Annotated in this window: 25 protein-coding genes and 1 pseudogene; 8 read left to right on the forward strand and 18 right to left on the reverse strand. The window is 39.6% G+C overall.

All coding sequences use genetic code 11. The features are described 5' to 3' along the window. Positions 1-125: 125 nt before the first annotated feature. Positions 126-1355, reverse strand: a complete 1230-nt coding sequence (gene apbC, locus C1642_RS10405; protein ID WP_103236293.1) for an iron-sulfur cluster carrier protein ApbC — start codon at positions 1353-1355, stop codon at positions 126-128. Positions 1356-1500: 145 nt separating this feature from the next. After that, on the reverse strand, positions 1501-1956 hold the full coding sequence (locus C1642_RS10410; RefSeq protein ID WP_213064273.1) for a hypothetical protein: 456 nt from the start codon (positions 1954-1956) through the stop codon (positions 1501-1503). Between the two features lie 286 nt (positions 1957-2242). Here C1642_RS10410 and metG point away from each other — a divergent pair, with 286 nt between their 5' ends. Next, positions 2243-4306: a methionine--tRNA ligase gene (gene metG, locus C1642_RS10415; protein WP_031987838.1), complete on the forward strand. Its 2064-nt coding sequence runs from the start codon at positions 2243-2245 to the stop codon at positions 4304-4306. Between the two features lie 128 nt (positions 4307-4434). Here metG and C1642_RS10420 read toward each other — a convergent pair whose 3' ends face one another. Both C1642_RS10420 and C1642_RS10425 read right to left on the reverse strand, forming a co-directional pair. After that, positions 4435-4623, reverse strand: a complete 189-nt coding sequence (locus C1642_RS10420) for an NF038215 family lipoprotein (protein WP_213064274.1) — start codon at positions 4621-4623, stop codon at positions 4435-4437. A gap of 162 nt (positions 4624-4785) precedes the next feature. Further along, on the reverse strand, positions 4786-5409 hold the full coding sequence (locus C1642_RS10425; protein ID WP_000463103.1) for a LysE family translocator: 624 nt from the start codon (positions 5407-5409) through the stop codon (positions 4786-4788). A 178-nt stretch (positions 5410-5587) separates the two neighbouring features. On the opposite strand from C1642_RS10425, the gene C1642_RS10430 reads away from it, so the two are divergent. From C1642_RS10430 to C1642_RS10450, 5 genes are all read left to right on the forward strand, one after another. Next, positions 5588-6157 carry a TetR/AcrR family transcriptional regulator gene (locus C1642_RS10430; RefSeq protein WP_000044600.1) on the forward strand — a complete coding sequence of 190 codons (570 nt, stop codon included), beginning with the start codon at positions 5588-5590 and terminating at the stop codon, positions 6155-6157. Then, positions 6154-7797: an MFS transporter gene (locus tag C1642_RS10435; RefSeq protein ID WP_000047790.1), complete on the forward strand. Its 1644-nt coding sequence runs from the start codon at positions 6154-6156 to the stop codon at positions 7795-7797. The genes C1642_RS10430 and C1642_RS10435 overlap by 4 nt, the downstream gene beginning before the upstream one ends. Before the next feature lie 40 nt (positions 7798-7837). Next, a complete protein-coding gene (locus C1642_RS10440) occupies positions 7838-8953 on the forward strand; it encodes an HlyD family secretion protein (RefSeq protein ID WP_103236295.1) in 1116 nt (371 codons plus the stop codon). 64 nt (positions 8954-9017) lie between these two features. Continuing rightward, a complete protein-coding gene (locus tag C1642_RS10445; RefSeq protein WP_103236296.1) occupies positions 9018-9899 on the forward strand; it encodes a 1-aminocyclopropane-1-carboxylate deaminase/D-cysteine desulfhydrase in 882 nt (293 codons plus the stop codon). 117 nt (positions 9900-10016) lie between these two features. Further along, positions 10017-11216: an NAD(P)/FAD-dependent oxidoreductase gene (locus tag C1642_RS10450; protein ID WP_103236297.1), complete on the forward strand. Its 1200-nt coding sequence runs from the start codon at positions 10017-10019 to the stop codon at positions 11214-11216. A gap of 12 nt (positions 11217-11228) precedes the next feature. Here the strand turns inward: C1642_RS10450 and C1642_RS10455 are convergent, their stop codons facing one another. From C1642_RS10455 to C1642_RS10465, 3 genes and pseudogenes are all read right to left on the reverse strand, one after another. Beyond that, positions 11229-11399, reverse strand: coding sequence for a hypothetical protein (locus tag C1642_RS10455; protein ID WP_000742883.1), 171 nt, complete (start codon positions 11397-11399; stop codon positions 11229-11231). A gap of 128 nt (positions 11400-11527) precedes the next feature. Continuing rightward, positions 11528-13197 (reverse strand): annotated as a pseudogene (locus tag C1642_RS10460) (mechanosensitive ion channel). Between the two features lie 227 nt (positions 13198-13424). After that, complete coding sequence (locus tag C1642_RS10465; protein WP_000543705.1) at positions 13425-13652, reverse strand: hypothetical protein; 228 nt, start codon at positions 13650-13652, stop codon at positions 13425-13427. A gap of 292 nt (positions 13653-13944) precedes the next feature. On the opposite strand from C1642_RS10465, the gene C1642_RS10470 reads away from it, so the two are divergent. Further along, positions 13945-14364 (forward strand): hypothetical protein, encoded by a 420-nt coding sequence (locus tag C1642_RS10470; protein ID WP_002000170.1) that lies wholly within the window; start codon positions 13945-13947, stop codon positions 14362-14364. A 46-nt stretch (positions 14365-14410) separates the two neighbouring features. Here the strand turns inward: C1642_RS10470 and C1642_RS10475 are convergent, their stop codons facing one another. Continuing rightward, on the reverse strand, positions 14411-15172 hold the full coding sequence (locus tag C1642_RS10475; RefSeq protein WP_000021165.1) for a ferredoxin--NADP reductase: 762 nt from the start codon (positions 15170-15172) through the stop codon (positions 14411-14413). A gap of 86 nt (positions 15173-15258) precedes the next feature. Between C1642_RS10475 and gigC the strand changes: the two genes are divergently transcribed. Next, positions 15259-16146, forward strand: coding sequence for a LysR family transcriptional regulator GigC (gene gigC, locus C1642_RS10480; protein WP_001242992.1), 888 nt, complete (start codon positions 15259-15261; stop codon positions 16144-16146). Between the two features lie 11 nt (positions 16147-16157). Here the strand turns inward: gigC and C1642_RS10485 are convergent, their stop codons facing one another. The 10 genes from C1642_RS10485 to nuoH form a co-directional block, all read right to left on the reverse strand. Further along, the gene (locus C1642_RS10485; protein ID WP_001985879.1) at positions 16158-16613 is read right to left on the reverse strand and encodes an excalibur calcium-binding domain-containing protein; all 456 of its coding nucleotides are present in this window, start codon (positions 16611-16613) and stop codon (positions 16158-16160) included. Positions 16614-16770: 157 nt separating this feature from the next. Next, positions 16771-17064, reverse strand: coding sequence for a cold shock domain-containing protein (locus C1642_RS10490; protein ID WP_000806835.1), 294 nt, complete (start codon positions 17062-17064; stop codon positions 16771-16773). Between the two features lie 116 nt (positions 17065-17180). Then, complete coding sequence (upp, locus tag C1642_RS10495) at positions 17181-17816, reverse strand: uracil phosphoribosyltransferase (protein ID WP_001007343.1); 636 nt, start codon at positions 17814-17816, stop codon at positions 17181-17183. Between the two features lie 100 nt (positions 17817-17916). Further along, positions 17917-19413 carry an NADH-quinone oxidoreductase subunit NuoN gene (gene nuoN / locus C1642_RS10500; protein WP_001011953.1) on the reverse strand — a complete coding sequence of 499 codons (1497 nt, stop codon included), beginning with the start codon at positions 19411-19413 and terminating at the stop codon, positions 17917-17919. 2 nt (positions 19414-19415) lie between these two features. Continuing rightward, on the reverse strand, positions 19416-21014 hold the full coding sequence (nuoM, locus tag C1642_RS10505; RefSeq protein ID WP_000429844.1) for an NADH-quinone oxidoreductase subunit M: 1599 nt from the start codon (positions 21012-21014) through the stop codon (positions 19416-19418). 1 nt (position 21015) lies between these two features. Next, positions 21016-22905 carry an NADH-quinone oxidoreductase subunit L gene (gene nuoL / locus C1642_RS10510; protein WP_000121137.1) on the reverse strand — a complete coding sequence of 630 codons (1890 nt, stop codon included), beginning with the start codon at positions 22903-22905 and terminating at the stop codon, positions 21016-21018. Next, the gene (gene nuoK / locus C1642_RS10515; protein WP_000529822.1) at positions 22902-23210 is read right to left on the reverse strand and encodes an NADH-quinone oxidoreductase subunit NuoK; all 309 of its coding nucleotides are present in this window, start codon (positions 23208-23210) and stop codon (positions 22902-22904) included. The genes nuoL and nuoK overlap by 4 nt, the downstream gene beginning before the upstream one ends. Continuing rightward, positions 23210-23728 (reverse strand): NADH-quinone oxidoreductase subunit J, encoded by a 519-nt coding sequence (gene nuoJ, locus C1642_RS10520; RefSeq protein ID WP_014205902.1) that lies wholly within the window; start codon positions 23726-23728, stop codon positions 23210-23212. Before nuoJ ends, nuoK begins: the two co-directional genes overlap by 1 nt. Beyond that, on the reverse strand, positions 23728-24270 hold the full coding sequence (gene nuoI, locus C1642_RS10525) for an NADH-quinone oxidoreductase subunit NuoI (protein ID WP_000276693.1): 543 nt from the start codon (positions 24268-24270) through the stop codon (positions 23728-23730). The genes nuoJ and nuoI overlap by 1 nt, the downstream gene beginning before the upstream one ends. A gap of 18 nt (positions 24271-24288) precedes the next feature. Continuing rightward, on the reverse strand, positions 24289-25305 hold the full coding sequence (gene nuoH, locus C1642_RS10530; protein ID WP_001070989.1) for an NADH-quinone oxidoreductase subunit NuoH: 1017 nt from the start codon (positions 25303-25305) through the stop codon (positions 24289-24291). Positions 25306-25307: the final 2 nt, after the last annotated feature.

Below are 25307 nucleotides of genomic sequence, written 5' to 3' on the forward strand. Positions count from 1 at the left end.
AAAGAAGCGTAAAGTAGCAATCTGCATGCCAATTTCAAGTTTAGCTTTGTTATTTAGATTCAGTTATTTAAATTTTTCTTTTAACTAGCCAATAAAAAACCCGACTTAAAGTCGGGTCAGATGAATCAAAAAATTCGTTTGTCATCTCGTGCACGCTGAGGGATTTTCTCAATCTGTTGCCACACTGCTTTCGCAATATCGATATAACTATCAGCTGCATCATCCATTGCAATCACACTCGGTTTACCTTGATCAGCATGCTCACGTATTTGAGCATTTAAAGGCAAACGACCTAGCAATGGAATATGGTATTGCTCGGAAAGCTTATCACCACCACCGATACCAAAAATTTGCTCTTCATGCCCACAGTTTGAACAAATGTGAGTCGACATGTTCTCAACGACACCTAATACAGGAATACCAACTTTATTAAACAACTCGATTCCTTTAGTCGCATCAAGCAAAGCAACATTTTGTGGGGTCGTCACAATGACTGAGCCGGTCACTGGAATACGCTGTGCAAGTGTCAGCTGAATATCGCCTGTACCCGGTGGCATATCAATCATGAGTACATCTAAATCTGGCCAAAGCGTTTGATTAAATAATTGCATTAGAGCACCTGTAGCCTTCGGTCCACGCCATGCAACAGGTGTATTATTGTCCCCAGTTAGATGTCCAATAGAAAGTACTGCCATACCGTAAGCATCTAAAGGCACAAAATTTTCACTTTCAATCAGAGGAGTTTTACCAGCATTACCTAGCATGGTCGGGATACTTGGCCCATAGATATCAGCATCTAATACTCCAACCTTAAGTCCCATTTTTTGTAAGGCAAGCGCTAAATTGACCGTAGTTGTCGATTTACCAACACCACCTTTACCTGATGAAACTAAAATAACATTCTTGATTCGAGGATGAAGTGGCACATCTCTTTGTTGCGGCGCTGCTTTCTGAATTGGTGGGTTATTTGGATCCGGTTCAGACTTAGGTGAAGCATCAAGCACAGGAGGTAAATTCGAATTCTCTTTCGGTGCTTTAGATGAACAACCTTGACCCGAACTCTCTTGTGTAGGGCGCTTTTGTTGAACTACATGTAAATTAAGTTCTTCAATACCGCACTTTTGCAAAGCGCCAGCTAAATCATCATGAATTTGCTGCAAGTATTCTTTTTCGTCTGGGAAAGTATTAATGGTGAGTTGTAAAACATGACCTTGCACTTGAAGCTGACTAATGCGCTCTTTTAAAGCATCTTTTGAATGTGGCAATAAATAATTTTGGAGTACGGTTTGGATTTCCTCTTCTTTCACTTCTTGTGCGGGTGAAAAAACGGATTTTAATGAAGAAAGCCAAGACATATTGTTTACTCCAAAAACAGATCATTACAGCTTAATGGAGATAGTGTAACAGTATTGCTCCGCACTCGCTCACCTTGGGATGAATAATTACTAACTTCAGATCTCATCTTTTAGGTAAGGAGTACGGATTTTAGTTTAAATCAGCTTATTCAGCAGAATCATGATTTTTCAATTTATTGAGTTTTTCGGTAGCAGTTTTCTTCAACTCATCAAATTTCGCAGTTGCTTGAGTTTTTAACTCATCAAATTTTGTAGCCGCCTCTTCCTTTAATTCTGCAGCTTTGGCTTTAGCATCATCAAGTTTATGCGCTGCTTCAGTACGTAAATGATCAAACTTGTCTTGCAGGCTATGCTGAGCATCATCAAGTTTGCCTTTCAAATCACTAGCTTTATCTTCAACTGCCTCTTTTGCAGCAGCTTGTTTTTCTTTTACATTTTCCTTTAAATCTTCCAAGGCTTTTTCACCTTGTACTTTTGCATCGGCCGCTTTGGTCTTTAGCTCATCTACTTTATCTGCAACTGCTTCTTTACCCGCAGTTTGTTTCTCTTTTACATTTTCTTTTAAATCGTTTAATTCATCTAATTTATTTTCAGTAGTCATCGTTGTTATCCTCATCGTTAATTAATAAAATTACCTGAATAAGTTATTAGTTATACATCGTTATGGCTTATTTTCTGACCGTAACTGCAATTTGAAACAAAGACAATACAGGAAGATTCAAATATTTTTTGATTTGTTTATCTGTTCTAAAGAGAAATAACTTCTGGCTTTAAGTCCATTTTTGTAGATACCTCTTATATTTAGTCAAAGATTATTAATCTTTGCTTATCTTCCTGCATCAGTTAAAATCTTCCACCTTATAAATACGAATGAGAGAATGAGATCCGTGCGTAAAATTTTAGTCACCAATGCCCTCCCTTATGCCAATGGTCCAATTCATATGGGTCATTTACTCGGTTATATCCAGGCAGACATCTGGGTTCGTGCCATGCGGGCAATGGGTCATGACGTGACTTATGTATGTGCGGATGATGCTCACGGTACAGCAATTATGCTACGTGCCGAAGCAAATGGTATTAGCCCAGAAGAGCAAATCGCGAATGTTCAAAAAGAACACATCCGTGATTTTGATGGTTTTGGCGTACATTTCGATCATTATGATTCAACTCATAGTGATGCAAACAAAGCTCGTTCAACAGATATCTATATTAAAAACCGTGAAGCCGGAAATATTGCAGTTCGACCTGTAACTCAATTATTTGATCCGGAAAAAGGTATGTTCTTGTCTGACCGTTTCATTAAGGGTACCTGTCCAAAATGTAAGTCAGAAGATCAATACGGCGACTCATGTGAAGTGTGTGGTACAACTTATAATGCGACTGAGTTACTCAACCCGCGTTCGACTTTAAGTGGTGCAACACCAGTTGAAAAATCATCAGATCACTATTTCTTCAAGCTTCCAAACTTTGCTGAATATTTGCAAAAATGGACCCGCGATGAAGGTCGCTTACCTCTTTCAATTGCTAACAAATTGGATGAATGGTTTGAAGCAGGTTTAGCAGACTGGGATATTTCTCGTGATGCTCCTTATTTTGGTTTTGAAATTCCGGATGCACCGAATAAATATTTCTATGTGTGGGTAGATGCCCCAATCGGTTATATGTCTAGTTTTGAAAACTACATCAAAACTAAGCGCCCAGACTTAAACTTTGATGATTTCTGGAAGAAAGATAGTCAAAATGAGGTTTACCACTTTATTGGTAAAGACATTGTTTACTTCCATGCTTTATTCTGGCCTGCGATGCTTGAAGGCGCGAATTATCGCACCCCAACGGGCTTATTCGTAAATGGTTTCTTGACTGTAAATGGACAAAAAATGTCTAAGTCTCGCGGTACTTTCATTAAAGCCGAGACGTACTTACAACATCTAAACCCAGAGTATTTACGCTATTACTTTGCTTCTAAACTTTCAGATAAAGTTGAAGACTCCGACTTGAACCTTGATGACTTTGTTCAGAAAGTAAATTCAGATTTAGTCGGTAAAGTAGTTAATATTGCTAGTCGCTGTGCTAAGTTCATTAACAGCAGCTTTAACAATACGCTATCAAGTACATGTGCTGAATCTGATTTAGTACAAAGCTTTATTGATGCTGGTGATTCAATTGCTGCTGCATATGAAGCGCGTGAATTCTCTACGGCGATCCGTGAAATTATGGCGCTTGCTGACCGCGCAAACCAATATATTGATGAGAAAAAACCTTGGGCTCTTGCTAAACAAGAAGGTCAAGAACAACAAGTTCTTGATGTATGCTCTATCGGTATCAACTTATTCCGTCAATTAGCAGTGTACTTAGCTCCAGTACTGCCAACTTTAGCTCAGCAAGTTCAAAATTTCTTAAAACTTGAAAGCTTCGATTTCGAGTCACGTAAACAAATTCTTGTAAGCCATGAGATTGCACAGTTCCAACCTCTTATGCAGCGTGTTGATCCAAAAGCTGTTGCAGCCATGGTTGATGCTTCTAAAGAGTCTTTAGGTGCTCCTGCTCCACAAGCGACTAAAGCAGCGAAAAAAGAGAAATCTGCCGAGAAAAAAGCAGCCCCTACTCCAGCAGTTGGTGAAGCTGAAATTATCGGTATTGAAGATTTCTTAAAAGTTGACTTACGTGTTGCTCAGGTCGTTGAGGCAGGTACAGTTGAGGGTTCAGATAAATTACTTCAACTTACTTTAGACGTAGGTGAAGCTGAACCACGTAATGTATTTAGTGGTATTCGTAGTCAATATGCGCCAGAAGACCTAAAAGGAAAATTGGTCGTGATGGTGGCTAACCTTGCACCACGTAAAATGCGTTTTGGTATTTCAAACGGTATGGTACTTGCTGCCGGAAATGGTGAAGGTATTTTCATTATTTCACCAGATAGCGGTGCAAAACCTGGCGATAAAGTTTCTTAATCCGCCTACATATAAAAAAAGCTCCCTACATTGGGAGCTTTTTTATTTCTAACCTACTTTTTAAATAAGCAGGCTTATCTACACTGAGTACATTTAAAGTGCTATATGTGAGACATTCTATCCATCAATTAATAATTAGATTGCTCATGATTACTGGCTTGTAAATCGGGAATTTTGTAGTCTTTTTCATAAACCGGAGAACCAGCAATACTCATCGCCCGTTCATTTGAAGGTTGCTGTTTACTTGTTGTTCTCATCTCACATCCTGTAGTTAAGATGAAAAAAACAACCGAAATGCTCACCATTAGTTTTTTCATAACGTGATCCTCATTTCTTTTTGTTCTATTAATTAAGTTACCACTTTTTAAATATTTAAGTGCTAAAAAAGATATTTCAATTTGTATATATTTTGCGCAAAAATAAAGCCAGACTACAAAGAGTTGGCTTTATATTTTTTAGATATTTTAATTAAAGATTTATCATTTGAAGAAGATTAACTTTAAGCCCAATACACTAACAATGCTTCCAGCCACTCGGTCAACACCCGTTTTTGCTTTTAAATACATTTTTCGAGGCTTCTCTGAAGATAAAAGCATTGCTACACACGAGTACCAACCTGCATCAATCATAAAACAAATGAGCGGTAATGCGACGTAGTAATAATTTGGAATTTCTTTGGGCAGTAAAGCAGTAAAAACACTCGCTAGTACAACAGCAATTTTCGGATTACTTAACTGAGTAATCAAACCATATCGGTAGGCTTGTTTGTACGTCATTTTCGATTTGGCATCATTTTCCATGGCAATTGGTTCTTTGGCATGTTTAATAATTTTAAAAGCAAGCCAAAGCAAATACAGCCCACCACCAATTTTTAAAATTAGATAAGCTGAAGGCACTGCCAATAAAACTGCCTGTAACCCCATAACCGCTAAAAAGCCAAAAAGAGCTGCACCTGTACCCGTCCCTAAAGCAGTAAACAAACCATGTTTACGTGATTTAGATATTGAATTTTGCGCTACATAAATAAAGCTTGGCCCAGGACTTATTGCTCCAAGCATCAATGCCATCGCAATTGAAAAAAGAGGAATAAGGGACTCAAACATTGTATTGACCTAGCATCATGCAATTGCGCGATATTCTAGCAGCTTTTTATGACACATATAAAAATGGAAAAGAGATAAATTATAAAAATTGAATTTTCATGTTTTTACAATTTAGCTATTCACAACGGACAAAAATGTCCGTTAAATATATCATCTTTAAACCTCCCAAATCAGTGACATGAGTAAACGTCAAAAAATTGCAGCCCATAATCGGGATGAATTACTCAATGCAGCCGAGGAATGCTTTCGTATTCATGGTATTAATGTCCCTCTACAAGTCGTGATTGACCATGCAGGTGTAGGTAGAGCGACGTTCTACCGCAACTTTTGTGACCGAAAGGCTTTAATTAGCGCCCTTTTAGAGCGTGCGATTACACAGCTAGAGCAAAAAGCTGCTCATTTTCAACAATTCGAAGATGGTTTATTTCGTTTAATTGAAGGACATATTGCACAACTTCCCAAGCTCGCAATTTTACAAGATTTTTGGAGAGTGATTGATCGACAAGATCCAATTATGCTAAAAATTTATGAACGGCGGAATAATGCACTTAAGCCACTGATTGAAAATGCAATAGAACAAAAACTGTGCCGAGCTGATCTAACTGCTGATGACTATGCAATGGTCACAGCAATGTTGGGTTCTTCATTTCAAGGACATGAACCTGAAGAACAGAACCGCTTAGCGAAACGAGCAATTGAATTACTATTTCATGGTATTCAAGTACAAAAAATTCGAGGGATAGAATGAGTAAAACGCCTCGTTATTTAGAAACGCCACCTGACTGGACACCAGAAGAACAACCGACTTTACCTGGTTCACCGGCAGCGATTGCGCATTCTGTACCTAAGCGATTTCTTTATTTTTTTATTGGTCTGTTTGTCGCTATTTCAGCAAGCTTAAGTAATGGTTTCATTACGGCAAATTTACCCTTAATACAAGGTGAGTATGGCCTGACGCCTTCTGAAGCCGCTTGGCTTCCTGCTGCTTATGTAATGGCGAATGTCAGTTCGAATCTGATTTTATTTAAAGCTAGGCAACAATATGGTCTGAGAGTCTTTTCAGAAATAGGACTTGTTATTTTTATTGCCGTGCTGGTTTTGCACATTTTTGTGCATACCTATGAAATGGCCTTGTTCGCTCGGGTTGTAGCAGGTTTAGCTGGCGCACCACTCAGCTCTTTAGGTATGTATTACACCATGCAAGCTTTTAAAAAAGCCGACATGGCAAAAGGTATATATATTGCCTTTGGTTTTCAGCAGTTAGGTGTGCCCCTCGCCTGGATTATTTCCCCTTTTCTTGTGAGTACAGACAGTTGGTCTGTTCTTTACACCTTTGAACTCGGCTTAGCACTTTGTTGTTTAGCGATGGTGGTTTCGTTGAAATTACCACGTAGCTTACGAATCTATGTTTTCGAAAAACAGGATTTCTTCACCTTTGCTTTACTGGCGCCAGGTTTTGCATGTCTATGTATTGTGCTGACACAAGGCCCAATCTTATGGTGGTTTAACAGTGAATGGCTTGCTTATGTATTAATTGCAGGTTTTAGCTTAGTTGTTTTAGGTTTGCTCTATGAACATTATCGTGCCAATCCATTAATTATGACACGTTGGTTAGGCGCCTCCTCAACCCTACGCTTTATCTTTGGTGCTTTTGCCATTCGTCTTTTAATGTCAGAACAAAGCTATGCAGCCGTTAACTTCCTAAAAACTATGGGAATGGGTCCAGACCAATTTGTTCCACTCTATGTGGTCATATTGGTGGGGATTTTAAGCGGAACTCTATTTAGTGCGCTTACTTTCTCGCGTGAACGAATTATTTTTCACTTACTTTTTGCAGAGTTTTTGATTCTCATTGCCTGTGGACTAGATTATCACCTTACGAGCGATGTACGGCCTTCAAACTTCTTTGCAAGCCAGTTTTTAGTAGGCTTTGCCGGTGGCCTGTTTATCGGTCCTTTACTTCTAATTGGATTTGCACAAACTTTGGCTAAAGGTCCTTCGTATGTAGTGACTTTTATTGTCTTATTCTCTGCAACCCAAACATTTGGTGGCCTTGTTGGCTCATCTTTCTTCTCGACCTATCAACAACATCGTACACAAAACTATCAAGTCGAGATTATTAAAGATTTGGAACAAGCCGACCCATTAGTTGCTCAAAGGCTTTCTACCTATCAACGTAGTGCAGCCATCACAACAAATGATCCCGCATTACAAACAGCTCAGTCTATGCGCTCACTTAATCAAGTGGTTACTCGTGAAGCTCAGGTCCGTGCCTACAATGATGTGATTGCATTAAACGGTATTTTTGCCGTCGCCTTACTTTTATGGGGCGGATTTAATATTGCGCGTAGTAAATACCTACAACGTAGAGGAATTAGCCGCCCTTAACGGCTTTTGTTATTGATGAAATAGAAATTGAGATTGATATATGTCAGATGATCAAAATAAACCGGAACAAACACCTGCTCAAACATCTAATAATGAGCCAACACCTGCACCTGCAAGTAAACTGATTCCGACAAAACGCTCAACCCTATTATGGATGTTGGGTGTGCTTATTATCGGTATTTTAGTGATTTTGTGGGCATGGAGAATTGGGCCTTTTGCCACAAGTGTGCAGCAAACTGACAATAGTTATGTTAAAGGTAAAACTACCGTTTTATCCTCGCAAATTAATGGCTACGTTAAAGATGTATTAGTGAAAGACTTTGACCATGTTAAAAAGGGTCAAGTATTAATGCATATTGATGCCACTACTTATGACCAAAAAGTAGCACAAGCGGCTTCGGGGGTAGAACAGGCCAAAAATACTTTAGCCAATCAAACTCAGTCAATTGCTCAAAAACAAGCAGATATTGTGGCTGCGCAGGCTAAAGTAGAACAAGTTAGGGCTCAATATGAACTCTCTTTAGCACAGCTTAGACGCTATCAACAGCTAGGGAATAGTGGAGCAGCTTCTAAATCTGAGCAAGATAAAGCCGCTGCTGATGCCGAAAATAATCTTGCAGCACTTAAACAGGCAGAGGCTAATGTTCTAGTTGCCAAAGAAGCACTTAAAACAGCTCAAGTCGCAGAAGCTGGCTTAGAAGCACAAGTTTCCAGTGCTAAAGCACAGTTAGATCAAGCACAAACCACCAAAGACTATAGTGTTATTGTTGCTCCAATGGATGGACAACTTGGTGAAGTAAACCCTCGCGTTGGGCAATATGTGGCCGCAGGATCACAGTTACTCTATCTGATTCCACAGCAAACTTGGGTGATTGCCAACTTTAAAGAAACCCAAATTGCCAACATGCGAATTGGACAAAAAGCGTGGTTTACAGTCGATGCAATGAAACATAAAAAATTTACAGGTCATGTTGAACAAATCTCTCCAGCCGCGGGTTCCGAGTTCAGTGTACTAAAACCGGATAATGCGACAGGAAACTTTACCAAAGTCGTTCAACGGATTGCCGTGCGTATTACCATTGACCCAAATCAGGAAGGAATAGAACACTTACGCCCTGGTATGTCAGTGATTACTTCTGTCGACACAAGCTCTTAATAGCTTTTTAAAAACCTCTTTAAAAAGCTACAATGTGATCAATCATTATTTTTCTCAATTTCTAATGTTTGATCACATTGCCCAACCTATCTCCTATCAGCACATTGAACTACCCTTTCCTGTTCATCTCGACATTAAACGTTTAGATTTAGTTCATCCTCAAATTTCGGGTAATAAGTTTTTCAAATTAAAATACAATTTGCTTGCTGCAAAAAAACAAGGTTTATCAAGCATTTTGACTTTTGGTGGGGCTTACTCAAATCATATAGCTGCAACAGCTTATGCAGCTCATCTTTTTGGTTTAAAAAGTATAGGAATTATTCGTGGTGAAGAGTTAGCTGGTAAATCACTTAATCCCACCTTGGCAAAAGCTCAAAGTTTGGGAATGCAGCTACATTTTGTCTCTCGCCATGAATATCGCTTACGAGATGAAGCAAATTACCTTAAACAATTACAGCAACAATTTTCGCAGACCTATATCATTCCCGAAGGTGGTACCAATGAACTGGCAGTTCAAGGTTGTCAGGAAATCCTGAGCCAATATGACTTAGAGCAATATGATGTGATTTGCTGTGCAGTGGGAACTGGCGGAACGATTTCAGGTCTGATTGAAAGAAGTGCAGCACATCAGAAAGTCTTAGGATTTTCGGCTTTAAAAGGTGATTTCTTACAACAAGAGATTAGGCAATGGACTAAAAAACAAAATTGGTCTTTGACAGGTGTATACTGCTGGGGCGGTTATGCGAAAACCTCACCTGAACTATTCGCATTTATTGAAAATTTTGAAGAGCAATATACGGTCCCCCTTGAACCGATCTATACCGGAAAAATGATGTTTGGTCTGTTTGATCTTATAAAAAACAATTATTTTCCAGCGAATACACGCATTTTGGCAATTCATTCCGGTGGTTTACAAGCCGATATTAGAAATAAACCTCACACATAACTCACCCGCTTTTAGAAGGCCTTATCCCTTACCTGTATAAATGTCCTTAGCATGAGTAAGTGCTGGCATGATAGTATATGCCCCTTTTTAATTTTTACGACTAATCGAGAACTTCTTATGTCTAACAGTCATGTCGATGTCATTGTCTTAGGTGCAGGTGCTTCTGGACTCATGTTGGCTGCACATGCTGCTAAACGGGGACGTTCGGTCTTAATTTTAGAAAAAGCCAATAAAATTGGTAAAAAGATTTTAATGTCAGGCGGTGGGAAATGTAACTTTACCAACCTCTATGTAGAATCTGAAAACTATATTTCTCATAATCCGCACTTTGTTATTTCTGCCCTGTCACGCTATAGCAACTGGGACTTTATTGGTCTGGTCTGTGATTATGGAATTGCCTATGAAGAACGTAAACACGGGCAATTATTTACGCTAAACGGTGCTAAAGAAATTTTAGAGATGTTGGTAAGTGAGTGTAATAAAACAAACAATGTCGAAATCCAGACCCATTGTGAGGTTGGACAAGTCGATCCATTAGAACAAGGTGGTTTTTCAGTACACACAAATCAGGGCCGTTTTAGCTGTGAATCATTAGTGGTTGCTACAGGTGGATTATCCATCCCAACTTTAGGTGGCTCTGGTTTTGGCTATGAATTGGCACAAAAATTTGGACATACAGTTTTCCCAACCCGTGCAGGTTTAGTACCATTTACTTTTTCGGATCATATTAAAGAAGTCACCACACGCTTGAGTGGTAATGCTTTAGATGTCACGTTAAGCAACCAAAAAAATAGCTTTACTGAGGCATTATTATTTACGCATCGTGGTTTGAGTGGTCCAAGTTCATTACAGCTTTCAAACTATTGGAATACAGGTGAAAGTTTTAAAATCGACTTTTTCCCGAGCCAAGATTTAGCAACTTATTTAAAAGATAAAAAGAAAGCCCAACCTAAAGTTTTACTGCGTACTCTTCTGAACGAATTTACGGCAAAAAGTATTGTACAAGAATTACAACAACTTATATGGCCAGAGCAGAGCGAGACAGCCATTGGTAATATCAGTGATGCACAGCTAGAGCATATTGCCGAGCAGCTACATGGTTTTACTGTTAAACCATCAGGCACAGAAGGATATCGTACTGCCGAAGTTACCTTAGGTGGAATTGATACAACTGAAGTTTCATCTAAAACACTCGAAAGCAAAAAGCAGAAAGGACTATTCTTTATTGGAGAAGTACTTGACGTGACTGGCCACTTAGGAGGCTATAACTTCCAATGGGCTTGGTCTTCGGCTTATGCAGCAGCACAATATGTTTAAATGATGAATAAGCTAATTTGATGCTTTCGAATCATTGGATGATTTTTCAGAATCATGCTTATGGCTTGTTGTCTGTTTTGATGATTCGGATTTACTAAATACAAATTTATAAGCACTTGCTAAAAAACCAACGGTAATCCCAGCAATTACAACAGGTGCTAAAAAACGACCAGGTTTTTTCATCGTATTTTCCTCACTTATTTGTTTTTATAGCTGTCAAAGACAGAACGACCACTCAATATAGAGTGGTCGAACTTATCACAAAAATCAAAGATTTTTTGTACTGTTTATCTGAAAATTAGTTACACCTACTAAATTTCATCATTTTCGCCAGTAGAACCAAACGGTTTATTTACTGGTGGTTGTGATGGATTTACTTGTGCAGAATCAGCTGGTTTTGCATCAGATGAAACTGTTGTTGATGGTGCAGTTGTAGTCGTTGACGGAGTTGAAGCCGTAGACGAACTACCTGTTGTATTATTAGTAGTAGGCGGTTGATATAAAGGATTTGGTTGATTTGCCTCTTTCTTAGCTTTATCCAGTAAATCAGATAAAAGTCTTTCTGCTGGTTGACGACCACCCAAACCAAATGCAAGAGCGAAAGCAACTGCAACTGCGCCTAGCGTTAAGCCGAACGCAAGGTTTACGATCGAATCGGCAATACCCATCGCTCTTAAACCAAGTGCAAGGACTAAACCAATAATCAAGACACGAACCAAACTACCTAACCAACGCGAACTATTATATTCACCGCGTTGAACAACGTTCGCCACAACATTTGCAAGCCAGAAACCAATCACCAAGATTACAGCGCCCAATAGAATGTTTGCACCGAAATGGATAAACATTGCGATTAGACCACTAATCTGATCGAAACCAAGACGGTCAGCAGCTTCAGAAACTGCAAACAACATGGTAAAGAACACGATTAGCCAACCAACGGCATTAGAAACTTTAGTTTGACCTAAAAAGCGTTGTACATCTAATTTTGCTGGAATTTCATCAACACCAGTTCCTGCAATTAACTCAGCAACCAAGCGACCAACAAAACGTGAAACAATATAAGCAACCAGTAAAATTAAACCAGCAGCAATAATGTTTGGAATAGCTTGTAAAATTTCATTGAGCATTGCTGTTGCTGGCTGAGAAATAGTCTCAATACCTAAAGCTTCAAATGCTACAATCAATGTCGTAATAATAATGATGGCAAAAACAAATGAACCTAAGAATTTGCCTACATTTGAATTTTTGAAAAGACCAATTTTTTCCGCTTGAGATTGCACACCTAAGCTATTAATTAATCCTTCAACAATACCGCGTACAATTTTTGCCAAGATATAACCAACAAAAACGATAACGCCAGCAATAAAGATATTTGGTAAGAATGCTACAGCATCATTTACCATATTTTGAACTGGAATCAGTAAGCCTGTTAATCCTAAGATTGAAAGAACAATCGGAAGGAAAAGTAACAATACAAGCCAGTAAAGAATTTCACCAATATTCTGGCTAATTCCCCCTACACCCACTTCGCTGCTTAACTTATCATCAAGTTGAGTTCGGGATAAAACATTGGTCACCCCCGCCCGCACCAGTCGAGCAACGATATAAAGCCCACCACTACAGCAGCAATAATATTTGGTATATAGACGAGTACCTGATTAACCATGTTGCTAAATGGACCGCTCACTCCACTAATGTTGAGCACATTTAAAGCAGCAACAACGGCGAGAATCAGAATAAACCAGAATACGACTTTGGAGATCAGACCTTCTATATTGGGTGTACGTCCAGTCGCTGAAGATAATTTCGCATTGGTATTTAATTTTTGCAGAAGTTTTTTTACACCTGCCGCCACCAATAAAGCGATGATCCAGCCTACCAGTAAGATGACAATTGCAGCTAAAATAGGATGAAACTGATCCCAGTAATACATCGCATCAAACTGAGCGCCGCGAGGCCCATTAAAAAATTCATTCATATTGTTATGTCCTCAATTGTTATGTTCTTTTCAGTGTTATCACTAAATGAAAAACACCAGTTCGTTGTAAAAAATGACGATAAATGCGGTCTATGTCACCTTATGTTTTGAATATTTTTCAATCAACAACCTTCTGCATAAATACAACAAATTGATGCAAAAGATTGCAAAAAAAGCCTTCAGGTCACATCCTAAAGGCTTTTTATCACGATATACTGATTAGCTTATTACCCTTCATAGGTCTTCAAATCAGAAGTACCACTGATGACTTGTGGTATGGTCTCATGTTGAAATGCGGCTTCCTCTTTTGGCGTTTTGCTGTGATCAGCAACCATATAAACCACAAGTGCGAGAAGAAAAAGCCCAACAATAATTAAAATATAAACTGGCAATCTTCTTTTTTTTGCAGTCTCTTCCGGACTCGTCACATGAGGCGGTTTTGAAAAATCATGCATCTTCTTTCCCCTCTTCTATTATCATTAACTTTATATTCATCATAACAATTTGATTTGTTGCATTGTGTGAAAAAGCATTATGAGAAGGTGTCTACAGTTGCAAAACTCTACTTTTAAAAATATTAATTTAGTATAAAATTTAGCCACTTTAATTATAACGTTTTAGAATCTAACTTCTCGATATTCAGAATCTTCGCTAAAGTCCGATTTGTAATACAATATGTTTTAGCCCTTACTTTTTATAAAATAGGCTATAATAAGCCCCCTTGTTTTAAAGCTACTCAATTTTATGATGTATCGTCAGCAAAGCGTAACTCTTGATCTCGACACTGACGTCACACATCAATGTTATTTGCATCAGACAAGAGATGACCATCTCATTGGTATTATTGAATTTAATAAACCAAGTTATGAACTCAAATGGGGTGATCTTGAATACTTCCGTCGCCGCACCGAAGAGTTCTCGGTCATGCCATTTCCTGAATGCATTAATGCGATGATTGTTGATATTCGTAATATCAATGTATTTCTGGACAATGAAGTTCCAATTTTACCGTGGCGTTTACTCGAAGAAGATTGTCCTGTTCGCCTAGTTGTTCCTCAAGACCGCCTTGAACACTATGCGGGATTATTTGAACCAACATGGCTTTCAACAGATGTCGACAGTGCGATTGCAGAGATCCGTGAGTTTATGGATATGTTTGTCCATTAATAAACATATCCATAAAAAATTTTCTTAAAATATTTTACTTCCAGTTTTACCAGTAATTTTCTACCGCAATATTTCCTTCACCGCGACGATTCATTGTGAGACCACGGCATTTTAGAGCCTCTTTCGTATCATCAACCATTTGTGGGTTTCCACAAAGCATGACATGACTTGATGCTGGGCTGAGTTCCAAACCTGCTGCTTTTTCTAACTCACCATTTTCGATTAATACAGGTAAGCGCTCATGCAACGGCGCAGATGGATCTCGGGTAATTATAGGAATAAATTTAAAACCGCTATGCCCTTCCCCAAACGTTTCAGCAATCTCTTGAATACGGTCAACATAAGCCAGCTCAGCCGCAGTACGAACACTGTAGACCAAGTTAATTTTCTGGTAATTAGACCAAGTTTCAAAATCTTGTAGCATCGACAAAAATGGAGCCAAGCCTGTACCTGTTGCCAGTAACCACAGATCATGCGGTAAAGGCTGTTGATAGCGTGCCAACGTCAGGTAACCATATGGAATTTTTTCCAAATATAGCTCATCATCGACTTTCAAATGCTGTAGATTCGAGGTGAAGGCACCGTCTGGTACTACAATTGAGAAAAACTCTAGCGTTTCATCAAACGGAGAAGACACCACCGAATACGCACGGACAACCAGCTCATCTCCTACCTTTAAACCAATACGCGCAAATTGCCCTGCCGTAAATTTAAAATGCGAAGGACGCGTCATGGTAAAACTGAAAAGTGTTGGGGTCCAACGATGAACAGATAAAACTTTTTCTACGCTAAATTTTTCAATTGACATGATTTCAACGTGGCATGAAATAGTGCGCTCATGTTAGCATGACAGCCGAAATAATGAATACTTTTAAACGTTAAGGCTTTTTAAACATGCGGATGACATTACGCCAGTTGGCTGTTTTTGTAGCAGTCGCCCAAGAAGGAACCGTTACTAAAGCCAGTGATGCGGTCAGACTGACGCAAAGTGCAGCAAGTATGGCTTTAGCCGATTTAGAAGACGGCTTAGGTGCTCCTTTATTTGATCGTTTAGGTAAGCGCTTGCAGCTAAATGATCTTGGACGTTTTCTGCTTCCCCAAGCATTAGAAATTTTAGGCCGCTGTGAAGCCTTTGAACAAGCAGCCAAGGGTGAGTTACAGAGTATTGACCTTCGTATCGGGGCTACTTTAACCATCAGTGATTATCTAATGCCAGATTTAATGGCTAACTTCTTACAACGTCATCCACAAGCGCATTTACAACTTCAAGTTGGTAACACACGCCAAATGATTGAAGCTGTAAATCAGTTTCAGCTTGATTTAGCTTTAATTGAAGGGTCTTGTCACTTACCTCAACTCCAATGTATTCACTGGCGTGACGATGAGCTAGCAGTGTGCTGCTCACCTGACCACCCGTTAACACGTTTAAATCGCCCACTTACCCCTCAAGATTTTCATGACGTAGAATGGATATTACGTGAAGAAGGTTCAGGTACTCGTGAAGTCTTTGATAATGCAATTTTGCAAGATTTACCAGATGCAAACATTCGTTTGACGCTTGGACATAACGAAGCGATCTTAAAAATAGTGGCTGGTGGTTTAGGAATGTCGTGTATTTCAAAGTTAGCGATTGAACCTTTAAGTGAAAAAGGTCAACTTGTTATTTTAGATACCCCATTTTGGCAACTTACCCGCCCTCTTTATATGCTAGTGCACCGCCAAAAATATCAAGGTCCGGGCCTTAAAGCATTTTTAAAATTTTGCGATGAAGATCAGGCTTAAAGCTTGATTTTCTAATGCCATCGCGAGTCATTTTCACATGGCTCACCGTCACGATCACCATCCATTTTAGTGTTCGGGCAATTTCGTACAAACCAACGTGCCTCTTCTAAAGAATGCATTTGCGTACAGTACTCACGACCATCACACTGAAAAGCTGATGTTTCATCATTTACCCGTTCTGGAACTTTTTCTGATGTAAGTGCTAAAGCCTTTTTCGTTTTTTCAGAAAGCTGAACATCCGGTAATTTACCCAAAGCTGTACGCTGTGCTTCAATAATCGTCTTCTGTTGTTGTATTAATAATTGCACTTTTTCGTGTGATGCACGTTGCTGAGCCTGCTGACGATAGTGCAATACCATAAAACTCACACATGCAACTATAACCAAGATACTAACGATAAATATACTGATGTATTCACTTGAACTCAGCTTGAATCTGCTGCGTTTAATTTTTCCCCGTTGAATCATACTTCCCCATTTTTTTAATCTTATTATTCATTCTTAAGAAAATTAAGGGAAAATTATATCTCCCTTAATTCTAAATCATTTAAACTTTCTAAGTGCTAGCGAAGTAGTTGTCTAATACATTACTTAGGTACTTCCATCGGCAACATTTAATTCATTATTAACGTCGGAAATTAGACAATAACTCACTTGTGATCGCTTTATTGTGATCAGCAATTTTAGTTTTCTTAGTCTTCGCAGGATTAGGATCGATACGCTCAATCTTAATAGCTTTAAATTTTCCTCGATTATCTGCAGCAAGAAATCTCACTTTTTCATTTCTTTTCGGTTCACCTTCGGATGCAGGGAAATCAGAAATATGAAAGAAAATATCTCCTTCAGTCGTCGAAATAAAACCAAATCCTTTATCGGCGTTATATTGTTTTATCCTTCCAGTATAAAACTCTTGCTTCATGATTTTTCACCCTACTTTACCAATGCAATTACTGTAGTAAATAAAAAGAGACTTTCATTTCCGCTCTTAAAAGTTATACGGCTTAATGAAGTCTCTTTTTATCGTTATTTCAAAAATTAGTCTTTTTGAACACTACCAAAAATCTTGTCACCAGCATCGCCTAAACCTGGAACAATATAACCATGTTCATTTAAGCCATTATCAATAGATGCAGTATAAAGCTGAATATCAGGATGTGCTGCCTCTACTTTCGCAATTCCTTCAGGTGCTGCAACTAACACCATAACACGGATATCTTTACATCCACTTGCCTTTAATACATCAATAGCAGCAACTAAAGAATTACCTGTTGCCAACATTGGATCAATGATCATGGCAATACGGTTAGCGACATCAGGAACTAACTTTTTATAGTAAGTACGTACTTCTAGAGTTGCTTCATCACGCTCAAGCCCTAACACACTTACTTTTGCACTTGGAATTAGGTTAAGCACACCATCAAGCATACCGATACCTGCACGCAAAATCGGTACAATCGTTATTTTTTTACCCGCGATACGCTGAGTAGTAACATTGCCAGCCCAACCTTCAATCTCACAATCCACAACTGGTAAGTCTTTCGTCGCTTCATATGTCAATAACATAGTCACTTCCTGAGCAAGCTCACGGAAATTCTTGGTACTGATGTCAGCACGACGTAATAAACCTAATTTATGACGAATAAGTGGGTGACGAATTTCTTGAATGGCCACAGATGTTACCTAAAAATATAAAAACGTATTTATTATAATCTTTTTTTAACTATCAATAAAAAAAAGCCTCCATATTTGGAGGCTTTTTTGTACACAAGAATTATTGTTGCTGAGAAAGCATGAAATGTAATGGAGATAAAATTTCTGCTTTTAATGCCAAATTAATCATTGGATCTGGATAAACACCCAAAATAATAACTAATGCAGCAGCAGCCAATACCATTAAACCACCCACTTTTTGTCCCCAATGTGCATCAGCATCAATACGAGGAGTTTCAGGTGGAGTCATATACATAACAACCATCACACGTAAGTAGTAATACAAACCAATACCACTACCCACAATAATCATTGCAGCTAAGAACCAGTGTTGAGTTGTTACAGCAGCCATAACAACCAAGAACTTACCAATGAAGCCTGCTGTTAATGGAATACCAGCCAAAGATAACATCATGACTGTTAATGTTGCTGTAAGTACTGGACGGCGCCAGAACAAACCACGGTAGTCTGCAAGGCTTTGCGCTTCATCTACGTTGTTATATGGGCTAGACATTAACGCTACTGCACCAAAAGCACCAATAGTCGTTAATACATAAGTCACCACATACACAGTTACGCTGCCCAAGCTTGCATATGTCATGCTGATTAAAGCAATTAACAAATAACCAAAGTGAGCAATAGATGAATAACCCAAAATACGCTTTAAGTTGACCTGACGAACAGCAAGCAAGTTACCGACTAAAATTGACAATACGGCAATGATTGTCAAAACGGTCACTAGCGAATTCACCATAATTGCGCCAGAAGCAAGCAAATAACGTACGAACAAACCAATTGTTGCAACTTTAGCTGCAGTCGCCAAGAACGTTGCCATTGGAGCTGGCGCACCTGCATATACATCTGGTGTCCATTTATGGAACGGTGCAAGCGACAATTTGAATGCAACAGCAAAAATAATGAGTGCTAAACCTAATAACACCATTGGCTGTTTGATTGCGCCAAATAAAGCTTGTACAGAATCATAGAATGAAAGTGAACCAGTGTAAGCGTAGATATACGCCATACCCATCAACAACATTGCAGAAGCTGTTGCAGAAAGCACAAGATACTTAATCCCTGCTTCAAGCGACTGACTACGTTGATATGTATAAGCAAGTAAGCCGTATACAGGAATCGACATTAACTCAAGGCTAATGAAGAATGATGCATAGTGTGAACTTGCAACCATCAACATTGCACCTGCTACAGAAGCAAGTAACAAAAGATAGAGTTCTTCACGGTTGTCTTTATAAGTCTCGATGTAAGCATGAGACAGAGTACAACAAGCCAATGATGCAACTAAAATCATGAACTGATAGAACAAAGTAAATGGATCAACCATAAACATGCCCATCACATTTGCCGGTACAAATTTACCGCCAAATAATTCTAACAAGATATAAAGTGCAGCAAGGTTTAAACCGACAACAGAGGTTGTTGCGATTAAATTATGGTTACGCTTAATTGAAATTAACAGCATGACGACGACTGCTGTCAAAGCAACAATCATCACCGGTGCTAAAGGCATAAGCGTAGAAAATGATACTGTGAAGTTCATGATTATTGGATCTCCACATGGTCAAGTTGAGTAGCTGTTTGCTGAACAGTTTCAACGACTTCTTGTACTGGTACATAACTATTGACCAACCACTGCATGCTTGAATGAGATACATCCAAGAATGTTTGTGGATAGATACCAAGCCAAACGAGACCAATCGCACAAATCATCAAAATACTAACTTCACGAGCAGATAAGTCTTTTAATGGACTAGTGTAGTGTTGCTTTTGTTCAGAGTTTGGTTCACCAAACAAAGCACGGTGAATCAAGATCAAACCATACAAACCTGCAAATACAAGGCTGATAGAAGCAATGATCGTGAATACAGGATATTTATTAAATGAACCCATCAAAATCAGGAATTCACCAATAAAGTTACCTAAACCTGGCACACCAACAAGAGCTGCGACGAAGAACATTAAGAAGAACGGTAAATACTGGAGCTGACCACGAAGACCACCCATCAAACGTAAATCACGTGTATGTAAGCGCTCGTAGATTTGACCAGACATAATGAACAATGCAGCTGATGACAAACCATGTGCCAACATCATGATCATTAGACCTTGGAAGGTCAAAATATTACCTGCATAAATAGCAAGTAAAACGAAGCCCATATGTGAAATCGACGTATACGCAAGTAAACGTTTCATATCAGTTTGCTGGTAAGCACACCACGCGCCGTAGAAAATACCAATCAAACCGAAAATAATTGCAATATCTGCAAACTGTGCAGAAGCTGCCGGGAAGAATGGAATTACAAAACGAAGCAAACCGTACGCTGCTGTTTTAATCAAGATACCAGCCAAGTCTACAGAACCCGCTGTAGGTGCTTGAGCATGGGCATCCGGTAACCAGCCATGCAATGGGAAAACTGGTAACTTCACTGCAAAACCAATAAAGAAGCAGATCATGAAACCATACGCGAAGCCAGCAGGTAAACGATTCGCTACAGCTAATAAATAGTTGTAATCAAAACCGATCATACCAGTCATCATGTAACCATAAACCACAAGGCCAAGGATACCGATTAACATTACTAAACCAGCGATTTGCGTATATAAGAAGAACTTGGTTGCAGCGTAAACACGTGAACGACCGTTTGAACCCTTATGACCCCATAACGCAATCAAGAAGTAGATTGGTACAAGCATCATCTCCCAGAAGAAGAAGAATAGGAACAAATCAATTGCCAAGAACACGCCGATAACGCCCCCTAAACTCCATAACAAGTTTAAGTGGAAGAAACCAACATTCTTTTGGATCTCACCCCATGAACAACCAACAGCAAGTACACCAAGTAAAGCTGTTAATAACACCATGAGTAAAGACAAGCCATCCACTGCTAGGTGAATGCCAATACCGAGAGATTGAATCCACGGTAAATAAAACTCAGCTGTCCAAGTTGGGACTTTTGAGCCTAACTCGTAGCTATAAGTACCACTTTGCCAAAGTGCAAGACCTAAGCCCAACGTGATGAGCATACCAATTAAGGCGATCCAGCGTGGCAAAGTTTTGTCGAGTTTATCGACTAACCAACAAGTAAAACCTGCAATGAACGGAACAAGGATCAGCGCGGGTAAAATTAAATTGTTTTCCATTTTATTTCCCCACTACCTGAATAACGATCAAGATCATCAATAACACCACTACACCGAGTGACATGCTTGATGCGTATTCACGCAATGAACCTGTTTGACGTGAGCTTGTGAAACTGTTTCCGCCTTTAACAAGCGCAGGAAGAACAAGCCATAAGCTGTCAATCGGATCACGACCAAATAGTTTGGCGAAGAATAAATAAGGTTTAACAAAAACGATGTCATACAACGCATCGAAACCAAATGCAGTACGACAAATATGAGCTAAGCCAGCACCAAGACTTGTTTTTGCAAACGATTTTACTGCACCGTAAGCAAATGCAAATAGACCAATACCAACAGCTAAACCAACAAGCGCGATACCTACTGCTAAATGCTCTGCCCCATGCATGCCTTCAACAAATTGTTCAGCAACATGGAATTCAGGAATTTTTGCTGTATTCAAAATATTTGCTACTGGAGCTTTTAATGCAGCACCAACAAAAGTAGACAATACAGCCAAGATACCTAATGGAGCCCAGTAAGTAGCACCTTTAATCTCATGGTAATGTGTATTTTCTTTACCGAAGAATACAACCCAGATTAAACGGAAGGTATAGATTGAAGTCAGGAATGCACCTGCTACACCAGCCCAATATAAGCTGTTATATAAAGCAATCGATTGACCTTGTACCCAAACCTCACCGAGAATCGCGTCTTTAGAGAAGAAGCCGATTGTTAAGAATGGGATAGCTGCTAATGCACCGCCACCAATCGCAAAACATGCAAATAGGAATTTGTTTTTGTAGAACAAACCACCCATTTTGAAAATATTTTGTTCGTGATGGTAAGCAAGAATAACTGCACCAGAAGACAAGAATAATAATGCTTTGAAGAATGCGTGAGCCAACATGTGGAACAAGCCAGCTTGATACGCTTCAGCACCTACAGCCATAAACATATAACCAAGCTGACTCATAGTTGAGTAAGCTAAAATACGTTTGATGTCTGTTTGTACGAGAGCAGCAAAGCCTGCAACTAATAAAGTTACAGCACCTGTTACCGAAATGAATTGCATCACTTCAGGCGCAAGTTCAAATACGCTGAATAGACGACAGCACAAGTACACACCAGCTGTTACCATTGTTGCTGCGTGGATTAATGCAGAAACAGGTGTAGGACCTGCCATCGCATCTGCTAACCATGTTTGCAATGGAATTTGTGCAGATTTACCAGCAGCACCCAAGAACAACATTAATGCAGTCCAGATGGTAAGTGACGAACTCTTCGTCATGACTTCTGCTGCGTGTTCAACGATATACTGAGTATTAAGCGTACCAAATTGTTGGTAAAGCAAGAATAAAGCGATAAGTAAGAATACGTCACCTACACGGGTAACTGTAAATGCTTTGATCGCTGCCCAACCATTTGCAGGATTTGCATAATAGAAACCAATCAGCAAGTAAGAGCATAGACCTACGCCTTCCCAACCTAAGAATAACAACGCTAAGTTGTCACCCAACACAAGCAAAAGCATGCTTGCAACGAACAGGTTGAAATAAGAGAAGAAGCGCGCATACCCTTCTTCACCACGCATATACCATGATGCAAAGATGTGGATTAGGAAACCAACACCCGTGATCATGCCCATCATGAGTAAAGATAAGCCATCTAAATGTAAGCTAATGCCAGGCGCGAAACCACCAACATTGAACCATGTCCAAAGATTTTGAACAAAAACTTGCTGGCCGCTACTGGTAAATGCCATACCAGCAATCAATGCAAATAATGCAGATAAACCTACAGAACCTACACCAATAATTGCTGCAACATTTTCAGAGAGCTTATCACGCCCAGCCGCCAATAAAATAAAACCGATTAGCGGAAATAATACTGTTAGATATAAATAACTCATCCGCGCATCTCACTAGCAGCATCCACATCCAAATGATGGAAGCGATGATAGAACTGAAGGACAATCGCAAGACCGATACACGCCTCTGCAGCAGCAAGGGTTAAAATCAGAATAAACATGACTTGTCCATCTGGTTGTGCCCATACGCTACCCGCAAGAACGAATGCTAACGCTGCAGCATTCATCATGATCTCAAGGCTCATTAACATAAATAAAAGGTTGCGTCGCACCATTACACCGTAAAAACCGAGTGCAAAAAGAATGGTTGCAACAATCAAACCATGTTCTAAAGGGATCTGGCCCATTATTCTTTTTCCTCTTCTGCACCTGGTTCACGTTTACCTAAGTGGTATGCTGCAACAAGGGCTGCTAGCAATAACATGGCGGCAACTTCAACCAACAATAAATAGTGTGTAAAGAGCGCTTGACCAACAACTTTTGGTCCAATTACTTGTGCTCCAAGTGGTGCAGAGATGGTTGTATATTCACCACCGAGCATCCAAACTAAAAGTAAGCCAAGTAAAAAGCTCATGAGTGCTGGATATGCCCAAGCATCTGAAGAAAGCCATTTACGCTCTTGTTCAACTGTGTGTTGCCCTAAGTTAAGCATCATCACAACGAATACGAACAAGACCATAATCGCACCAGCATAAACAATGATTTCGAGGGCGCCGGCAAACGGCGCACCTACGATCATGAAAATACCAGCAACAGCAAGCAATGAAACAATCAGACTAAGCAATGCATGTACAGGGTTCGTGTTAGTCACTACACGAACCGTAGAAACGATGGCCACGAGCGCCATCAAATAAAACGGCCACATCATGGTAATAGACTCCGTACATCGATTGGTGCACTTTCTTTTTGTGCTTGACCTTTCTCTTTACCGTTAATTGCCATACCAGTTACACGGTAGAAGTTATAGTCTGGGTATTTACCTGGACCTGAAATGAGCAAGTTTTCTTTCTCATATACGAGGTCTTGACGTACGTATTCGCCCAACTCGAAATCTGGAGTTAGCTGAATCGCTGTAGTTGGACATGCTTCTTCACACATACCGCAGAAGATACAACGAGAGAAGTTGATACGGAAAAATTCCGGATACCAACGTCCGTCTTCTTTTTCAGCTTTTTGCAGTGAAATACAGCCAACCGGACATGCAACCGCACAAAGGTTACATGCCACACAACGCTCTTCCCCATCCGGGTCACGTGTCAAGATAATACGACCACGATAGCGAGGTGGTACAATTTCCTCTGCTGGTACTTCTGGATAAAGAATTGTGTCACGTTTACGGAAACCATGGGTAAATACCATGAATAACGTCCGAACGATTGACCCAACTCCAGCTAGAATTTTATACATTTTGTACTCCCTGCTGTCTTAGGCCTGATTCATCAGAATCACAGCACCAGTTACCAATAGGTTAACCAACGCCAGCGGCAAACAAATTTTCCAACCGAAGTTCATGACTTGGTCGTAACGTGGACGCATTAAAGAACCACGTGCCAATACAAACATCATTACGAAGAATGCTGTTTTAATCACAAACCAGAACACTGGTGGAACAAATGGAATTTCTAAATTGAATGGAGCTAACCAGCCACCAAAGAATAAAGTCACGATCAATGCAGAGATAAGTACAACGTTTACATATTCAGCAACGAAGAACATACCCCATTTCATACCGCCATATTCAACATGGTAACCTTCGGCCAATTCTTGTTCTGCTTCAGGTTGGTCAAATGGGTGACGGTGAGTTACCGCAACACCTGCAACAACGAAAATCAAGAAACCTAAGAACTGTGGAATGATGAACCAAACATCACGTTGAGCTTCAACAATTTCACGAAGGTTAAATGAACCAGCGATTGCAACCACACCCATTAGCGAGATACCCAAGAACACTTCATAAGAAATTGTTTGAGCAGCTGAACGCAAACCACCGAGTAATGAATATTTGTTATTTGATGACCAACCACCGAATAACACTGCATAAACCGCAATACCAGCCATTGCCATAAAGAACAACAAACCGATGCTCATGTCCGCAACACCCAATGCAGGGCTTACAGGAATAACCATGAATGAAAGCACCGCAGTTGCCATCGCAACTGCCGGAGCTAAACGGAAAGTTAATTTATCAGCAAATTTTGGTGTCCAATCTTCTTTGAACATGATCTTAAGCATGTCGGCAACGATCTGGAACATACCACCAGGACCAACACGGTTTGGACCATAACGGTCTTGCCACCACGCAAGCAAACGACGCTCAATGAAAGACATCAACGCAGCAACAAGAACAACAACAAGCAAAATCACAACTGCTTGAACAACAGCGTAAGCAATTGGCCAGTTCTCAGCCCAAAGTGGCGTTTGACGTATAATTTCTTGATTCATGA

Origin of the sequence: Acinetobacter sp. AKBS16 (genome assembly GCF_002899995.1) — a bacterium.
Taxonomy (GTDB): Bacteria; Pseudomonadota; Gammaproteobacteria; order Pseudomonadales; family Moraxellaceae; genus Acinetobacter; species Acinetobacter baumannii.

Excerpts from the sequence above, each read along its gene's own strand:
- C1642_RS10465 (WP_000543705.1), bottom strand. The coding sequence starts at position 13,652 with ATGCATGATTTTTCAAAACCGCCTCATGTGACGAGTCCGGAAGAGACT.
- nuoH (WP_001070989.1), bottom strand. The coding sequence starts at position 25,305 with ATGAATCAAGAAATTATACGTCAAACGCCACTTTGGGCTGAGAACTGG.
- gigC (WP_001242992.1), top strand. The coding sequence starts at position 15,259 with ATGCGGATGACATTACGCCAGTTGGCTGTTTTTGTAGCAGTCGCCCAA.
- C1642_RS10425 (WP_000463103.1), bottom strand. The coding sequence starts at position 5,409 with ATGTTTGAGTCCCTTATTCCTCTTTTTTCAATTGCGATGGCATTGATG.
- nuoM (WP_000429844.1), bottom strand. The coding sequence starts at position 21,014 with ATGGAAAACAATTTAATTTTACCCGCGCTGATCCTTGTTCCGTTCATT.
- nuoI (WP_000276693.1), bottom strand. The coding sequence starts at position 24,270 with ATGTATAAAATTCTAGCTGGAGTTGGGTCAATCGTTCGGACGTTATTC.
- apbC (WP_103236293.1), bottom strand. The coding sequence starts at position 1,355 with ATGTCTTGGCTTTCTTCATTAAAATCCGTTTTTTCACCCGCACAAGAA.
- nuoL (WP_000121137.1), bottom strand. The coding sequence starts at position 22,905 with ATGAGTTATTTATATCTAACAGTATTATTTCCGCTAATCGGTTTTATT.
- nuoJ (WP_014205902.1), bottom strand. The coding sequence starts at position 23,728 with ATGTGGCCGTTTTATTTGATGGCGCTCGTGGCCATCGTTTCTACGGTT.
- nuoN (WP_001011953.1), bottom strand. The coding sequence starts at position 19,413 with ATGAACTTCACAGTATCATTTTCTACGCTTATGCCTTTAGCACCGGTG.
- C1642_RS10490 (WP_000806835.1), bottom strand. The coding sequence starts at position 17,064 with ATGAAGCAAGAGTTTTATACTGGAAGGATAAAACAATATAACGCCGAT.
- nuoK (WP_000529822.1), bottom strand. The coding sequence starts at position 23,210 with ATGGGCCAGATCCCTTTAGAACATGGTTTGATTGTTGCAACCATTCTT.
- C1642_RS10410 (WP_213064273.1), bottom strand. The coding sequence starts at position 1,956 with ATGACTACTGAAAATAAATTAGATGAATTAAACGATTTAAAAGAAAAT.
- C1642_RS10435 (WP_000047790.1), top strand. The coding sequence starts at position 6,154 with ATGAGTAAAACGCCTCGTTATTTAGAAACGCCACCTGACTGGACACCA.
- C1642_RS10445 (WP_103236296.1), top strand. The coding sequence starts at position 9,018 with ATGTTTGATCACATTGCCCAACCTATCTCCTATCAGCACATTGAACTA.
- C1642_RS10430 (WP_000044600.1), top strand. The coding sequence starts at position 5,588 with ATGAGTAAACGTCAAAAAATTGCAGCCCATAATCGGGATGAATTACTC.
- C1642_RS10450 (WP_103236297.1), top strand. The coding sequence starts at position 10,017 with ATGTCTAACAGTCATGTCGATGTCATTGTCTTAGGTGCAGGTGCTTCT.
- C1642_RS10475 (WP_000021165.1), bottom strand. The coding sequence starts at position 15,172 with ATGTCAATTGAAAAATTTAGCGTAGAAAAAGTTTTATCTGTTCATCGT.
- C1642_RS10470 (WP_002000170.1), top strand. The coding sequence starts at position 13,945 with ATGTATCGTCAGCAAAGCGTAACTCTTGATCTCGACACTGACGTCACA.
- C1642_RS10440 (WP_103236295.1), top strand. The coding sequence starts at position 7,838 with ATGTCAGATGATCAAAATAAACCGGAACAAACACCTGCTCAAACATCT.
- C1642_RS10455 (WP_000742883.1), bottom strand. The coding sequence starts at position 11,399 with ATGAAAAAACCTGGTCGTTTTTTAGCACCTGTTGTAATTGCTGGGATT.
- C1642_RS10485 (WP_001985879.1), bottom strand. The coding sequence starts at position 16,613 with ATGATTCAACGGGGAAAAATTAAACGCAGCAGATTCAAGCTGAGTTCA.
- C1642_RS10420 (WP_213064274.1), bottom strand. The coding sequence starts at position 4,623 with ATGAAAAAACTAATGGTGAGCATTTCGGTTGTTTTTTTCATCTTAACT.